Source organism: Winogradskyella sp. MH6 (assembly GCF_022810765.1).
Lineage (GTDB): Bacteria > Bacteroidota > Bacteroidia > Flavobacteriales > Flavobacteriaceae > Winogradskyella.
Genome location: NZ_CP094494.1, coordinates 788,573 through 804,636, shown reverse-complemented (window position 1 = coordinate 804,636; position 16,064 = coordinate 788,573). Strand labels below are relative to the sequence as shown.

The 16,064-nt window shown below is 33.2% G+C and carries 10 protein-coding genes; 1 reads left to right on the top strand and 9 read right to left on the bottom strand.

Annotated elements, in window-relative coordinates:
• Window positions 1-440: 440 nt before the first annotated feature.
• The 9 genes from MST30_RS03690 to MST30_RS03650 all read right to left on the bottom strand — a co-directional run bounded on the left by MST30_RS03690 (window position 441) and on the right by MST30_RS03650 (window position 14,628).
• A complete protein-coding gene (locus MST30_RS03690) occupies window positions 441-1,298 on the bottom strand; it encodes a hypothetical protein (protein ID WP_243473061.1) in 858 nt (285 codons plus the stop codon).
• A gap of 11 nt (window positions 1,299-1,309) precedes the next feature.
• Window positions 1,310-1,555: a hypothetical protein gene (locus MST30_RS03685; protein ID WP_243473060.1), complete on the bottom strand. Its 246-nt coding sequence runs from the start codon at window positions 1,553-1,555 to the stop codon at window positions 1,310-1,312.
• A 5-nt stretch (window positions 1,556-1,560) separates the two neighbouring features.
• The gene (locus MST30_RS03680; protein ID WP_243473059.1) at window positions 1,561-1,845 is read right to left on the bottom strand and encodes a helix-turn-helix domain-containing protein; all 285 of its coding nucleotides are present in this window, start codon (window positions 1,843-1,845) and stop codon (window positions 1,561-1,563) included.
• Window positions 1,846-2,301: 456 nt separating this feature from the next.
• Complete coding sequence (locus MST30_RS03675; RefSeq protein ID WP_243473058.1) at window positions 2,302-3,588, bottom strand: phage integrase SAM-like domain-containing protein; 1,287 nt, start codon at window positions 3,586-3,588, stop codon at window positions 2,302-2,304.
• A 355-nt stretch (window positions 3,589-3,943) separates the two neighbouring features.
• Complete coding sequence (locus MST30_RS03670; protein WP_243473057.1) at window positions 3,944-5,479, bottom strand: toxin-antitoxin system YwqK family antitoxin; 1,536 nt, start codon at window positions 5,477-5,479, stop codon at window positions 3,944-3,946.
• A gap of 186 nt (window positions 5,480-5,665) precedes the next feature.
• Window positions 5,666-8,539: an alpha-amylase family glycosyl hydrolase gene (locus MST30_RS03665; protein ID WP_243473056.1), complete on the bottom strand. Its 2,874-nt coding sequence runs from the start codon at window positions 8,537-8,539 to the stop codon at window positions 5,666-5,668.
• A gap of 65 nt (window positions 8,540-8,604) precedes the next feature.
• On the bottom strand, window positions 8,605-9,966 hold the full coding sequence (locus tag MST30_RS03660; RefSeq protein WP_243473055.1) for a SusF/SusE family carbohydrate-binding protein: 1,362 nt from the start codon (window positions 9,964-9,966) through the stop codon (window positions 8,605-8,607).
• Between the two features lie 17 nt (window positions 9,967-9,983).
• On the bottom strand, window positions 9,984-11,540 hold the full coding sequence (locus MST30_RS03655; protein WP_243473054.1) for a RagB/SusD family nutrient uptake outer membrane protein: 1,557 nt from the start codon (window positions 11,538-11,540) through the stop codon (window positions 9,984-9,986).
• Between the two features lie 10 nt (window positions 11,541-11,550).
• On the bottom strand, window positions 11,551-14,628 hold the full coding sequence (locus MST30_RS03650; RefSeq protein ID WP_243473053.1) for a SusC/RagA family TonB-linked outer membrane protein: 3,078 nt from the start codon (window positions 14,626-14,628) through the stop codon (window positions 11,551-11,553).
• Between the two features lie 273 nt (window positions 14,629-14,901).
• Between MST30_RS03650 and MST30_RS03645 the strand changes: the two genes are divergently transcribed.
• Window positions 14,902-15,948, top strand: coding sequence for a LacI family DNA-binding transcriptional regulator (locus MST30_RS03645; RefSeq protein WP_243473052.1), 1,047 nt, complete (start codon window positions 14,902-14,904; stop codon window positions 15,946-15,948).
• Window positions 15,949-16,064 lie beyond the last annotated feature (116 nt).

The following is a 16,064-nucleotide window of genomic DNA, read 5'->3' as shown; positions in this document are numbered from 1 at the left end:
GGTCGATATCACAACAAATATCAAATTTTGTACCTTTTCTTAATATGACCGCCTGTTTTTTCAATATAAATATAACTTATAGGTTATAAAATATGGCAAAATTAACATATTTTTTTACTTAGAGCCTAATTCACAAGTTTTTAAATGATATATTTTTCTACTAAAAACAAAAGGATTACAATGAGGAGGTATATTATGCCTAATTTAAAGCTGTCCAAATATTTTTTAGAATAGTTGTCAAAGTAATCATTATACTTTTTTTTGTTTTTCTTTTTGTATCGTTTCATACTGTAAGGTAATAAAAGTAAAACAATACGCGCGCGAGGTAAATTTATTGCATTTGAAAAAAGATTGAATATTCAAGTTTTTTTTATGTGTGAAAATCAAAAGTGATGTTTTGTATATTAATTTTCTTGATGTGTAATGATTACTACATTATATTAATCGTTAATTATTACACAGTTCTGTTTTAAGGTTTCTATTATTTGAATACTTATTTCACTTTGGATTTTATCAGAATACTTTAAAATTATATTCTTTAAGTACTTTTTTTGTCTGTCTCTTCTGTTTGGCTTTAGGTTCTGCCAGTATGAAGGGTTGCAAAAGTCTTTTAGTTTGTTTCTTTGGATTGTGTTTAGACTGTCAACTTTAATGGTATAATCGAACATTAAAATGTTATTCCACATCTCAACTAATTCGTTGTTAAAAAAAGTTAAGTGCTCATTTGATAATAAGTCTGCGAGGGTATTTATTCCTTTTTGATTTAGTTTAATCATTCTTTCAAAGCGCATTTCAAATCTTAGAATGTTTTTATTGTTGACTAGATTTAAATACTGTTCTGATTTATTATAAACTTTTAAGTGATAACGTTGATGTTCAAACCTAAAGTCAGAAAATCTCGGTTTTAATGGTGCTTGGTTTTTGTGAAGTAAAAGGTTGTTAAGTAAGATGTTGATATTATGCTTTGTTTCTATGTTTACACCGTACTCAATATTTTTGATAATACAGTTTTTAGCTTCTATTGAAAAAATATCTAAGAAGATTGAGACTGAACTAATAAAATTGTTAATACTGAACTGATTGTAATTGTGTTGTCCATTATTGTGAAATTTATGAAAACTTCCATAAAGATATAACTTGTCATGTTCTGAAAAATGATGGAATGATAAGCACTTGTAATGATAAACGGTTTTGTGAATGTGACCGAGTTCATGACAAAATGTATTCGTCTTATCAAATCCATCAAAATTCAAAATATGATTAGAATTGACTAATTGTAATTTAAAGCCATCAAACATAGCTCAAAAGGCTATTCAAATAAATCTAATTGGCTTTTAGGTGGAAAAAATTTGGGATTTGTTGTTAGGTATTCAACGAGTTGATTTGTGATTGCGCAATAGTCTAGTTTTACAACTACTATTTGATTATTGTCTCTCATCATATCAACATACCTACAAACATTTTGTATCATAACTTCTGTGCCGAAAGAAGCCATTAATCTTGATTTAGGTGCTTCAAAAAAAGAGATGAACACCTTCTTGTATTGAGTCTTCATATCTTTTAATTTTTAAGTTTAACGATTGCGTTTTCAATATCAGCACGTTTGAAATAAATGCGACCTGATATTTGGTAAGGTATTAGAATGCCTCGTTTAGTCCAATTGTAAACAGAACTAACATCAATTTTAAGCATTTCTGAGACTTCAGCTCTTGTAAGATACTCAGTAGGCTCTTTTGGTTTAAAATGTTGCTTAAGGTCGTTTAATTGAATTTTCACACCATCAATTATGGCTTCTTGTAGTTGTTCTGGTGTTACCTGAACAAACTGAATACTTTTTGTACTCATTTTATTAAATCATTAGGTTAATAAATTGGGTACTTATAAAAGCAACTAGTAAATATCTTTATTAAATATCAACAAGAAAGTGTTGATATATTTAGAAGCAACAATAATTATTTTTAATAAAAAAAATGTAATTTTGTTTTAGTTAAGACTTAAACCTCCAAGTTAAAAGTCTTTAAAGATATTTAAGGGTGCTTTTATAGTGCCCTTATCTGTTTATCAAAGGTATAAAATCGTTTAAGGTTTAAACTTTTAAAATTCCCCTTTTTTTTAACACTATTATTAACATAGAGATAACGTTAAATAATTATCAATGAATTAGGTGTGTTGGATGGTAATTCTGAATTTATTTTAAAAAAATGCAAATTTCAATGAGTTATTCTCATTGTTTTTTTTGGTTAAATAGTTTTGAACAAATATTTAACAATAATAGCTTATTAGGCATTTAATTCTTATGTGTTAAAGATTTTTTACAATCTTTAGTTGAGGTTCTTTTTTATCTTTTATGGACTGTAAAGCATAATAATCTGCAATTTGTTGAGCAAAGTCTAAAGAGTCTTTCCCTATGTAATTAAGGAACATTTTTTCTGTACTGTGTCCAGTAATTTGCATTATTAATGCAGTCGGTAATTTTCCATAGTTGTTTGTAGCAAATGAGCGTCTACAAATATGGCTGGTAATTAACTTATGTTTAGGATAAAAGCCTTGCTTTTTTCTTTTGCTTTCTTTGTCTAGTAGTTTTCCTTCGACCTCAGCATTGATTTCAGCGAGTTTGCAAATATCTTTTATGTATTTGTTGAACTTCTGAATTGATATCTTGTAAGGTAATCCAGTTTCAATAATTTCTTTTGTTGTTGGTAATACTGGAATTGTTATGTTTTTGCCTGTCTTTTGTTGTTTCAGTTCAATAACGTCATATCCATTTCTAGTAATGAAATTATTTTCGGTAAGATTAAGTAAATCACCACCTCTTTGACCTATATTACAGCCTAATAAAAGCCATTTACGTGCGTTTTGAAGTGCTTCTGATGATAACTCTAAGTCTTTTATATTAATCAATTCTAACTCGCTTAAATAGATTACAAAATCGTTCTTTACCTTAAGACTTTTTATTTTTCTTAATTGTGAGTTTACTTTTATTCCTTCTGACTCAGCCTCAAAGCAAACGGTCTTTAAATCAGCTATTTTTTTTGTAGCATAGGATTTTGAATAATTACACTCAGTGAGCATAAATCTGAGAAAATCATCAGCAAGTTTTTTGTTTACCTCTTTTACTTTATAGGATTTGTTTTTCTGAAATGATGTAAATATCCTTTTTAATGACTTGTAAGAGTCTTTTCTGCTTTTAGATAAACCAATACCGCCTTTAGAGTTCTTGCGTAAATCAGCGTTATCGATTAGGCTTTGAATTATGTCGATAACATATTCGCTTTTTTTGTTTTCTGCTATCCTTTCAAAGTGCAAGTCGATTTGATATTGTAGCCATGTTCCATTAATAATCTCGCCTTTTGTTTGTGCTTCATTTACCTTGTCAAAGATTTTGTCTTTTAGTTTTCTTAAATCGAAAGTAAGATTTTTGTTTTGTGCAGTCGTTTGTTTGGGTTGCTTTTTGTCTTTGTTCCATTCTTTAGGATTGATTGATAAGCCTGTTTTGCGTTTGTAAACAGCATTTCTCTTTAGCGATAATCTTAAATAAATCGGTGCGTTGTTGCTTGTGCTTTGTAGTAAATAGTTTATTGTTGCCATAATTCACATCCTTAATTCCTTCAATAAAAATAGTTCAAATTTTATATTTAGTCAACGATTAGTCAACAAAAATTAATTCTATTTAGGACTCATTAAATTATTTTAGATTTCAGATGCAGTTTGTAAAGCGCCGTAAAATATCGTATTTATCGGTAAATGTGCTTTTTTATTGATTTAAAGTTGTTGATGATATTTTATGGTTTCAAGTCCCGCCTTCAGTACAAAAGAAAAGCCGAAACGAAAGTTTCGGCTTTTTTGTTTTTAAACGTGTTCTGTTTATAAAAAATATCTATTTACTATAGAAGAAATAAAGATTCAAAATACAGAATAGATTATGTTTTGGAGTTTGTTTACTTTAGTCACAGGTAAGCGTGATAAAATATTTACCTTTTCCATTAGAAGACATGTCAATTTTTTTAAATCCAAACTGGCGACCATCAACATTTTTACGATGTTCTCCGCCCCAATAACTACCTGTACTGTCTTCAGCATAGTAATAGAAAATGGCATTTTTAGTATCGGCAAGGTAACCTTCTTCGTTTGTTTGTAGATTAAACCATGCTTTGGTAGTCCAGTTATCTGTTTTCATATCTAAAATACGCAGTGCTACTTGTGCTTTTTTACTGCATTTATTTTTAAAGTAGATTTTGTAATAATCTATACGCTTTTCATAGCCTTCACTTGCTTTAGATTCTAACTTGCCATTTACCCAAACTTCTTTATCTACTATAGTATTGCCTTTTATAATATATTTAATGGTTTTAATAAGTTTGTTGTTTTTGTAATGTTTTTCACCTTCGGTGTAGTAACTATTATCAGTTTCGTCGTATTTAGAGATATATTCAATACCGTCTTTTACTTTTTCAACTTCATCACCGTTTTTGTATATTGTGTAGTATTCTTGCTCTTCGTTTCTATTGTAAAAAATCCATTTGCCATCTCGTTCGCCATTAACGTAGTTGCCTTCACTGTATATTCTATATTTTTTGGAGTGGTGGTTGGTTAAGTAAATTTTCCAATACCCATTTTTTTCATCTTTTTTATAAGGACCTTCTTCTTCAATATTGCCATAAGAATCATATAATTTCCAATAGCCAGACTTTTCGTCGTTTTTGTAAAAGCCTTCTTCTTTTAGTTGTTTTTTGTCAATGTTCCAATCTTCGTATCTTCCTTCTTTTTGGCCGTTGTTGTAGGTGGTAAGTTCGCTAAGTTCTCCGTATCTGTATTCTTTTCTTACACCATGGCGCTCACCGTTGAGAGCTTCTCCAGTCTCTGATAAAGTACCATCTTTATTGTATTCTTTGTAAGGACCATCAGCAATATCATTTTTGTAATTGGCTATTAACGCAATTTGTCCGTTTTCATAATACTTTTTATGAGATCCATGCTTTTTTCCGTCTAAATATTGTGCTTCTTCTTTAAAATTTCCATTAGAATAGTACTTGTTTTCAATCCATAAGCCTACCTTTTCGCCATTTTTATAAGTGCCTTTTTCCCTTATTTTGTCAACGTCTTCATATGCAATATAGTCACCTTCTAAAACACCATTGATAATAGTTGCTCTTCCTTGTAGGCTACCATCTTCAAAATAGGCTAGTGCTAATCCATTTGGTACACCATTTACGTAGTTTGCTTTGGTTTCCAACTGACCATTTTCGTAGTATGAAACCCATTCACCAACCTTTACACCCTCATCATAATTCTCAATAGCATATAGTTGACCGTCATCGTAATAATACTTCCAGGTGCCATGTGTTTTGTCGTTTTTATATTGGCCTTCTTCCTCAACCTTACCGTTATCGTAATAGGTCTTATGTTGTTTTAGTTGAGCAAATGATGATGAAATAATTGAAATAGAAAGCAATACAAATAGAAGGTGTTTGTACATCATGATAAATTGAGGTTAGGGTTTTTAACGTAAGTTAAAAGTAAATTAATTTTGTCTAATGAAAAATTATTCGGAATTATTTTAGATAACCCCTCATATTTATTCCATTTTTACATAAAAACAAGGATTTATAATATTAAAAAAGGCTTCTCTTAGAGAAGCCTTTTTGCTCAAATAAACACTTAATAATTAGAGCTTGACTAACTTAGTTGTCTTAGTTTTATTACTATCCTCAACTTTTATAATGTACATTCCTGTGTTTAAACTAGAAATATCAAAGGTGTCATTTTTAGTAAAATCACCTTTAAAAGATTTCACCATTTTTCCGGTTAAATCATAAATTTCAATATTAGAAACATTAGAGTTTATATTGAATGACGATTGAGTTGGGTTAGGGTATATTGTAAATACTGATAGTACTTCGTTGTCTATACTTAGAACACTCGATGGTCTATTTCCAAGGATTCTAAACTGACCAGCAGGTATTGATATAGTTGTTGTTGAATTTGAAACCGTAGTATTACCAGTTGCATCCATTAAATCATACCATGTAGCTGTTACGCCAGTAGGGAAATTAGTGTTAACGGTTTGCGTATTAACATCAAAGTTTGCTAAAATTATAACATTTCGAAGTTCAGTTGTAGGAATAGAGGTGTCAAAAACATCTATTCTAGGTGTAAAATCACCTGAAGACATAGTGTAGCTGCCTTCAAAAACAGGTTCTTCAATTTTAAGCTTATGTAATTTAGACCAATCTTCGTAAATCTGCGCTCTTACAGCATCTGTTAACCAGTTATTAGCCCATTGCGGTTGTGGTTTAGTGTCTAACTTACAATCGCCAGGTGTGGCATCATCAGAGGTGTTTACTGTACCATTATTACATGTGAATATGGAATTGTTCATTCCTAATTCTCCAAAATGCCAAATCATTTTTGGTCCAGGAACCATAACCGATACAGCAGCTAAAGCCGACATGCGTGATAGTGCTGTATTTAAATCTTGAACGTTATGGCTGCTATTACTTGTGTTTCCATATTGAAGATTCTTATACATTAAACGTTCTTCATCGTGACTTTCAGGATAACCCATCACTCTTGGTCCATTGTATCCTGTACGAGCATTATGACCAATTCTATCTATATTTCTATCTCCATTCTGTCCCATGGTTAATTCATTGTACTGATGAGTCATAATTCCCCACATCATAACGCCTTTACCTTCATCAAGGCGGTAATTTGCCCATTCTTTTTCTTCATTGTCAGTGCCTAAATGCTCAAAAATCACATAATGATCTGGGTCTAAAGACCAAGAGTAATCAGCATATTCTTTTAGTACATCAACTCTATCTTGTTGGTAGCTATTTGTACAGCCTTCGTTACTAGCAGAGCAATTTTGAGTAAATCCTTTGGTAAGATCCCAGCGTATCCCATCTATTTTAAACTCTTGAATCCAATGTTTTAATGTGCTTTTTACGAAGTCTTTAGTGCGTGGATTAGAATGGTCAAAATCATTACCAACACTATAAGTATGCGTTGCTACTTGGTTGAAATATGGGTTGTCTGAACTTGGTCCACCCCAACCATCTCCATCAGGATCGTCCATCCACATGCGCACCATTGGGTTTCTTCCAAAAGCGTGATTAAAAGCTAAATCCAATATTACGGCAATGCCATTTTGGTGGCAAACATCGATAAGTTCTTTGAATTTTTCTTCTGTTCCGTAGAATTTATCTAAAGCCATGTGAAAAGAGGTGTTATAGCCCCAACTTTCGTTGCCTTCGTACTCCATAACAGGCATTAATTCTATGGCATTGATGTTTAAGTTTTTGAAGTAATCTATTCTATCAATGATATCTTGATAGTTTCTGTCGGCATCAAAATCTCTAACCAAGAGTTCGTAAACAATTAAGTCTTCTTTTTTTGGTTTTTCGAAATCAGTTACCTGCCAGTTGTATGGTGTTTGTCCGGTTTGTAAAACGGTTACTTCTCTTTCTTGACCTGCAGGATATGTAGGCATGTTTGGATAAGAAGCTGTAGAAATATAAGGATCATCAAAAGGAGAAAGGACTAATGTAGAGTATGGGTCAGCAGTTTTAACCAAAGTAGGTGAGTTTGCTACAGGAGTTTTATCCACTACCCAATATTGATAGGTTTCGATCTGGCCAGGCGTTAGTCCTGTTAACTCAATCCAAAACTTGTTGTTTCTTGTTGGGTCTTTTTTCATTGCATAAGATGCATCAGGTTGATAGTTGTTAAAACTACCAGCTAAATACACAAAATCTTTACCTGTGGCATATAATACCAATAAAGCAGTATTGTCATCAATATAATTGATGCCATCTTCATAGTCAGTGGTCATTATACCAAAATTAGAACCAGGATCTACCAATACGCTAAAAGTTCTTGTAATTGTTGTACCATTTAAGGTTGCTGTTAATTCGTAGTTTTTGTTTTCGGTAATATTCATATCTGTATATGAATAACTCGAAATAAAATTAGCAGTATCAATAACAGAACCATTTGCAGATAATGTATAGGTGGCAGGTCCACCAATATTAGAGGCAGATATGCTTAGGCTTTCTCCAGAATTTAGTATTGTTGTTTCAGAACTTGGTGAAGATAGACTCATCTGGAAGGTACCAACATCAAAAAAGAAATCTTGGCAGCCATTGGCTTTAAGTTCTTGAGAGCCATCAGCACTTCTAAAAACCATACCCATTCTAACCACATTTGCAGCTTCTGATGCACTGAGACCATAATAAGTTTCAGGTACAAAGCTAATGGTCCAAATACCACCTCCTTGGTTTGTCATTTCTCCAATTCCATCATCCATTCCCCAATTACCCACTACATGAGTCCAAGGGTCTGTGGTATCACCTACACCAGAGTGTAAATATACTTTTGAAGGGTTACTAAGCCCATTACAATCAGTAGCTGTACTGTTTACATTTAGTGTAATAGTGATAGACTCGTCAACCTCAAACGGATTTGGTGTTATTGTAACTTGACTATAGCCTACTAAGGAAAATATAGCAAGTAATGTAAATATGTAAATCTTTTTCATAAGGCATTATTTAAAAAAAGGGCTGACATTAATCAGCCCTTTTGGGTTAATAATAAGATATTTTATTATTGAATTTTATTCAGTTCATAGGTGCCATTAGCAACATCCATTTTTACACGGTATAAGCCAGCTGTAACAACAATATTATCTCCGCCATCGTCTAAAGTACCATCAGCACCAGTGTCACCGTAGTTAGTTCCCCAATCTTCATTAACTCTAAATTTAATTTCACCATCTAACAGTTCTACAATTTCTGCTTCATATACATCTGGTTGTACTTGTGTGAAACTATAATCAGCAGTAGCTCCCCAGTCGTTATAACCAGAACCTACAATACCAAAAACATTTCCAGTTTCCATTGTGTAAGCATTATTGTTGAAATCTAAAGTAATATTATAGAATCCAGCAGTAACTACAATATTATCACCACCATCTTCTAAAGTGCCATCAGCACCAGTATCACCAAAGTTTGTTCCCCAGTCATTATTTAAACGGAATTTAATTTCACCATCAATTAATTTTACACCAACTTTAAAAGTGTCTGTTGTATAATCGTAATAGAACTTAGCATCTGGAGTAGCTCCCCAATCATTATAACCAGAACCTACAACTCCCCATGTGAAAGGTTCCATTGTATAGGTGTTGTCATTAAGATTCATAGTTATTTTGTAAGAACCAGCAGTAACAGCGATGTTGTCACCACCATCATCTAAAGTTCCGTCAGCACCTGTGTCTCCGTAATTGGTTCCCCAATCATTATTTGCTCTAAATTTGATTTCACCGTCAATTAAATTAGCATAAGCCACAAAAACATTGTCTTCAGAAGTAGTGTAAAAAACACCATCCAAACCAGCACTGCCCCAATCATTATAACCAGAACCAACAATTCCCCACATAGAAGGCTCAATTCCTGATCCTCCACCTGAAGTTTCTTGTTGTAATTCTACATTAAGTCCTTGAATAGCGGAATAAGATGGTAAACCGTCATCACCAATAACCGCCATTAATCTGAAATAAAGTGTACCTGTATTTGTACCTTCATTATTGTCTAATCCTGCAGCGTTGGCTAATGCAATCATTTGTCCAACTGTTACAGGTATTTCATTAGCTTCAGGATTTGCAGTATTGCTTCCTAAATCATAAAGACTTTCTCCTGCTACGTAATCTGAAAAATCAGACATTGTAGCGCCTTGTAAATAGTATGTGATATTAGTTGGTACCCCAAAATCGGCACTTCCCCATGTGAAACGCTCAGCTAGATTCCCCGAAACAGATGAGTTTAATACATAGTTATCTAAAAATGAAGTATTAAACATCAGTCCTTCTGCTTCATTTGCCACAAACTCTAAATCGTCATCTTGCTGGCAAGCAGTAAAGCTAGCCACAGTGACAAATAGCAATAAAATTAATTTTATTTTTTTCATCATTCTTTGTTTTTTGTTTATTAGTAATTTGGATTTTGTGTTAAGTTAGGATTTGCTTGTAAGGCAGTTGCTGGAATTGGGAATAATCTATAACTGTCTGGTATAGATGATCCTGAAGCTGATCCGCCTTTCCAAGGCCATATGTAGCTACCTCCTGTAAACATACCAAAACGTATTAAATCTGAACGACGATGACCTTCTAAATTAAGTTCTCTACCACGTTCGTCTATAATAAAATCTAATGTTAAGTCTCCACTTGTAATTGTACTAGCTCCAGATCTAGATCTAACAGCATTAACATAACCCAAGGCATCTCCCATAGATGTGTTAGCAGCACCTCTTAGGGCTAACTCAGCATACATTAAATATGCGTCAGCTAGACGATAGAAAGGGAAATCTGTAGCAGAAAAATCAACCGCACCACCTGATCCGTCTGAGGCTGTATTTCTAAATTTAGTTACAGGGAATCCGTCTGTCCACTCTCTGTAATCATTCATTTCGTAGTTATGTCCATCTGTCCAAAATAAACTTGCTCTTACATCATTAGAAGCTTGTAATTCTGCAACACTATTTCCAAATAATCCGTACCATCCTTTTGAAGATCTATGGCCTGTCCAACCTTGAGTAGCACCAAATTGAGCTAAAGGCATAGTGTCTGCACTTAAGCTACCGTTAACAATGTACGTAGTATTACCATAACTTTGACTAGTTACAGATTCTGCTATAAGAGGAAAGATAATTTCTGGTGACATATTATTATCAGAAGAGAACATTCTAATAAAATTAGTATCTAAACTATAACCACCTTCATTAATTACTTTGTTAATGTAAATTGCTGCATCATCCCATCTTTCTGTACCTGTGTATACTTCAGCGTTGATGTATAATTTTGCTAAAAGCATATCTACCACATACTTATTAGCTCTACCATAATTAGAAGTTTCACTAATAACAGGTTCTATTGCTAATAACTCAGTTTCTACATAGTTAAATAAGACTTGTCTTGAAGCTTCAGGTAAAGGTTCTGACTGACCAAAGTTTTCATCTGTTGCTAAAACACCTTTGCCAAACACATCAATAATGTTGTAGTAAGCAAGCGCTCTTAAGAATCTTGTTTCTGCCACAATGTTTTCTTCATTAGGGAAATCTGCGATTTCTAATGCTTGTAAGAAGTTATTACATTGTGGTATAGTATAATAAGCTCTATCATAGAATAATCTAAAAAACTTATTATTTCTGTCCCAAGCAGATGTTGTGGTAAGCTGATCTAAACCATCATCTCCCCAACGATTTTTCATAGCATCTGCTGTAAAATCTTGCAAATTAATAATTGCTCTCAAAAAAGCTCCTTCACCTGCATCTGGACTTTCAATATCTGAACTACCAGGGCCACTTGGTCCTGTTAAAGCGTATGATGCATATAATCTAGAAACCAGTCCTTCTACTGCATTAGGATCGGAAGCTAATAATTCTTCAAGTGTTAATTCAGTTATAGGCTTTGTATCTAGGTCGTCTGTACAAGACATATAGAAGCCTATAATTGTTAAACTGAATAAAATTAAAATTCGTTTTTTCATAATTCTTTTTTTAAAAATCTATATTAACACCCAATGTATAAACAGTAGGTCGAGGATAAAAGTTTCTATCAATACCTCCAAAGTTTTCTGGGTCTTCACCAGAGTAATCAGTTATTAAGAAAGGATTAGTTACGGCAGCATATAAACGCATAGAACCATCCTTAATCAAGTCACTGAAGCGATACCCTAAAGCGATGTTGTCACATCTTAAGAATGTAGCATCTTCTAGGTAGTAATCTGAGAACTGGATGTTACCATTTACATTTTGGATGACATCATTAGCAGAACCATCATAGAAATTTAATACATTGGTTAAGTTATTTTGACTGCTAAAGACAGCACTGTCGGTCCAACCATAATTAAGTTGTGCAAAGTTATACACGTTACCGCCAATCTGACCTCTAAAGCTTGAGCTTAAATCCCAGTTTTTATAGTTTACATTAAGGTTAAAACCATAAGTCCAGTTTGGTGCAATTTGTTTGTAGTAACGGTCTGCATCAGTAATTTGATTATCTCCATTTAAATCAACAAATGCATTTGGAATAGGATCTCCATTGGCATCGTATACTTGTTTAAATACATAAGCACTTCCTGCTTGTTGACCAACAGCATGTCTTAATAAGTCTGCACCTGTACCTCTAAGTGTACCACCTGCATTTATATTATCAAGACCATTTAAGTCGGTAACTTCTGTGTTGTTGTAGGATAAATTCCCACCAATATTGATGGTTAGATCTTCTGTGCTTACTGGAACTAAGTTAAGATTAAGTTCAAAACCTTCACTTTCTGTTTCTCCAATATTGTCGATAAAAGCATTGGTTAAAGCTTGTCCTGGTGGTACAGGTGCTTGAGCCAATAGATCTCTAGTTTTACGCTTATATATATCGAAAGAACCTGATAGCAATCCGCTATTGAACAATGAGAAGTCTAAACCTAAGTTATAGGTTGTAGTTTTTTCCCATGTTAAGTTAGGATTGAAAGGTTGTGCCGAATATAAAGATGAATTAGGGAAATACTGACTATTAGCATCACCCGCTAAGAATAGTGGAATTGAAGGATAAAAGCCTACTACGCCTGTAATATCCTGTTGCCCAGTTTCACCCCAACTTAATCTTAATTTTAAGGAGTTAAAAACTTTAGAATCTCTTAAAAATGCTTCTTCGTCTATTTGCCATGCTAAAGCAGCTGCAGGGAAATAACCCCAACGATTTTCTTTGGTAAACAATGAAGATCCATCAGCTCTAATAGAAGCTGTTAATAAGAAGCGCTCAAGTACACTTACGTTTGCTCTTGCAAAATATGATTGTAAATTTAGAACGTTATAATATCTAAAATTAGGATTAGCCTCGTTATAAACTAATTCTCTTCTACCAGTATCTGTGTTGTATTGATAGCGAACTTGATTACCGTCATTTTTAAAGTTTTGATAAGAATGACCTACCTGTACATCGTAGCTGTCTATGAATTTATCAGTTAACTCCTTTTTGTATTGTAAGAAGGCATCAAAAGTAGTATTTGTAATATGTTGTTGCTCTTTATAATTAACACCAGGATTAAATACACCAAAACCTGTAGTATTGTCTAATCTAAAAGTTTCAAATGCACCATTAGTAAAACGTTCTTCTATTTTAGAACCAGATGCATCTAAACCAAGATTTACAACTGCTCTCAGTTCTGGTAAAAATGGCATTGTGTAGTCAAATTCTGCATTACCAACAAAACGATAAACATTTTCAGGACGCTCTCTTTGTTCTAATCTTGCAAGTGGGTTAGCTTGAAATATACCAAAGTTACCACCTCCATTGAGTGTTAAATAGTAATTTTGAAATCTGTTGTTTGGAGCTCTATTAAAGATTGGTTTAGTAGGGTCAGAATTAAGAGCTTCACCTATTGCACCACCAGCATCAACAGCATTTTTAAAAGCGAAAATACTCTTAGCGTTAATGTCTAACTTAAGATTATCATTTAATAAACGAGGTGTTAACTTTACAGACATCGTTAATCTTTCGTAGTCATCATTTTTTACAACACCTTCAGCGTAGGTATAACCTACAGAACCTCTAAAAGGAATAGCATCCCAAAGATTTGCTCTCGCACTAAAATTAGTATTAGATGTCGTTGCGGTTCTTGTAATAGCATCTCTCCAGTTGGTGTTGTAAATGGCTCTTCCGTTTATTATTTGTGCTACATTTTCGTGAGTGTTAACACTTCCAACAGGAACTCCTAAGCCACCAATAGTTGTTGCATCTCCAACTCTAGTTGGATGATATTCTTGGATAAATCTTGTAAATTCATTCCCGTCCATCATATCCAATCCATCTCCTAAAGAAGATACAGAATAGTCGGTAGTGAAATTATATTTTGCTCCACTAGATGTCCCTTTTTTTGTTGTAATGATAATAACACCATTAGATGCTCTAGAACCGTAAATTGCAGTGGCAGAGGCATCCTTTAATATTGAGAAACTTTCAATATCGTTAGGGTTTACTAAAGTTAATGGATTAGATACACCAGCAGGATTATCGTTACCAATAGGTACACCATCAATTACAATTAATGGATTGTTTTGCGCATTTAACGAAGATCCTCCACGAATTCTAATGTTAGGTGCAGCATCTGGTGAACCTCCATTGTTAGTAATTCTAACACCTGCAGCCTTACCGTTTAAAAGTTGATCTGTAGAAACAATTGCTCCTTGATTAAAATCTTTTGATGATACAACATCAACAGATCCTGTGGCATCTTTCTTAGTAGTAGAACCATAACCAATAAGTACGACTTCGTCTAATTGTGCTGCATCCTCTTCGAGTGCAATATCAAGACTAGATTGACCGTCAAATATTAATTCTTGAGTTTTGTAACCAACATATGAAACGATTATAGTTTCTCCTTGGTTGACTTCTAAGGTAAACTTACCGTCAAAATCGGTAGAAGCGCCTCTAGAAGTCCCTTTTACCAGTACATTTACGCCTGGTAAAGGCATAGCGTTTGCTTTATCTGTTACTGTACCTGAAACGGTTGTTTGAGCCAATAAAGTTGTAGGCACCATTATCAAACAGAACAGTAAAGCATTTAAGAATGTTTTCATACAATGTTTTTAAGTTAATTGCTTAGTTTATTGATTTATATTTTCACTTCTTGGGTTAAATCTATGTAAATTTAGTGTGATTCGTGTGTTAAAAAACATGACATAAGTCACGAAAACGTTTTCGTGTTAAAAACTTTTTAACAATCATTAACATTTTTAGTAAAATAGCGAAAAAATGAGGAATTCGCAATTAGATCTAGTTAAAATTAAGGAGTTTGGAATTCGATTTGTTAAAATAAGGTTATCTTCGTTCATTGATTTATGGCTAAAAATATGAAACGAAAAATTACATTAAAGCAAATTGCTAGAGAGTTAGAAGTATCCATTTCTACGGTGTCTAAAGCATTGAGAAACAGTGCTGAAATAAGTGAGGATACGAAGCAGAAAGTACAAGCGTTTGCAAAGTTGTATAACTATAGACCTAACAATATTGCTTTAAGTTTAAAAAACCGTAAAACAAACACCATAGGCATCATCATTCCTGAAATTGTACATCACTTCTTTTCTAAGGTGATCCGAGGAGTTGAGTTGGTGGCCAATAAAAGAGGTTATAATGTTATAGTAGGGCTTTCAAACGAGTCGTTTTCCAAAGAGGTAATTAATATGGAAATGCTTGCTAATGGTAGTATTGATGGTTTTATTCTTTCAATATCAAAAGAAACACAGCAGTTGCAAGATTATCATCATTTTGAAGAAACGATGAGTCAAGGAATGCCCATCGTTATGTTTGATCGAGTAGTTTCAGATATTAACTGTGATAAAGTTATTGTAGATGACTTAAATGGGGCGAAAAATGCTGTTGAGAAATTAATAAAGAATGATTGTAAGTCCATTGCGCTAATCACTACTAAAGACTATGTTAGCGTAGGTAAACTTAGAACACAAGGCTATCTTGAGGCTTTGGAGAATCATAAAATACAACCTAAAGCTGAACTTATTTTAAAAATCGATGACACGCTCGATTATGAATCGCATTTAGAAGCTTTAGAAAAAGAGATAGAGCAGCTTTTTAAGTCTAATAAAGATATTGATGGCATATTTGCTGTTAATGAGCTTTATGCCTTATCGGCAATGAAAGTGGCTAGAAAATTAGGATTAGATATTCCAAATGATATTCAGGTTATAGGGTTTACAGATGGTGTGTTATCTAAGCATTCTACACCGAGTTTAACTACTGTAAGTCAGCATGCGCAACAGATGGGAGAGCGTGCGGCAGACTTATTGATAAACAAATTAGAAAACAAAATAGAATCTGAAGAAGAAGAGTTTCAAACCATTGTTATTGAAACCGAATTGATTGAGAGAGAGTCTACCAAATAGAAATTTAACATTGGCTTTCTAAAATCTTTTATATCTTTACAGCTTAAATCAAGACTTATATTTTCACTTCACAAATAAGTTTTGATAAGCATAGCTTGTCAGAATAGTATAAATCA

Coding starts and splice junctions, on each gene's coding strand:
- MST30_RS03690 (WP_243473061.1), bottom strand. CDS start 1,298: ATGTTTGATGGCTTTAAATTACAATTAGTCAATTCTAATCATATTTTG.
- MST30_RS03660 (WP_243473055.1), bottom strand. CDS start 9,966: ATGATGAAAAAAATAAAATTAATTTTATTGCTATTTGTCACTGTGGCT.
- MST30_RS03645 (WP_243473052.1), top strand. CDS start 14,902: ATGAAACGAAAAATTACATTAAAGCAAATTGCTAGAGAGTTAGAAGTA.
- MST30_RS03675 (WP_243473058.1), bottom strand. CDS start 3,588: ATGGCAACAATAAACTATTTACTACAAAGCACAAGCAACAACGCACCG.
- MST30_RS03685 (WP_243473060.1), bottom strand. CDS start 1,555: ATGAAGACTCAATACAAGAAGGTGTTCATCTCTTTTTTTGAAGCACCT.
- MST30_RS03650 (WP_243473053.1), bottom strand. CDS start 14,628: ATGAAAACATTCTTAAATGCTTTACTGTTCTGTTTGATAATGGTGCCT.
- MST30_RS03655 (WP_243473054.1), bottom strand. CDS start 11,540: ATGAAAAAACGAATTTTAATTTTATTCAGTTTAACAATTATAGGCTTC.
- MST30_RS03670 (WP_243473057.1), bottom strand. CDS start 5,479: ATGATGTACAAACACCTTCTATTTGTATTGCTTTCTATTTCAATTATT.
- MST30_RS03665 (WP_243473056.1), bottom strand. CDS start 8,539: ATGAAAAAGATTTACATATTTACATTACTTGCTATATTTTCCTTAGTA.
- MST30_RS03680 (WP_243473059.1), bottom strand. CDS start 1,845: ATGAGTACAAAAAGTATTCAGTTTGTTCAGGTAACACCAGAACAACTA.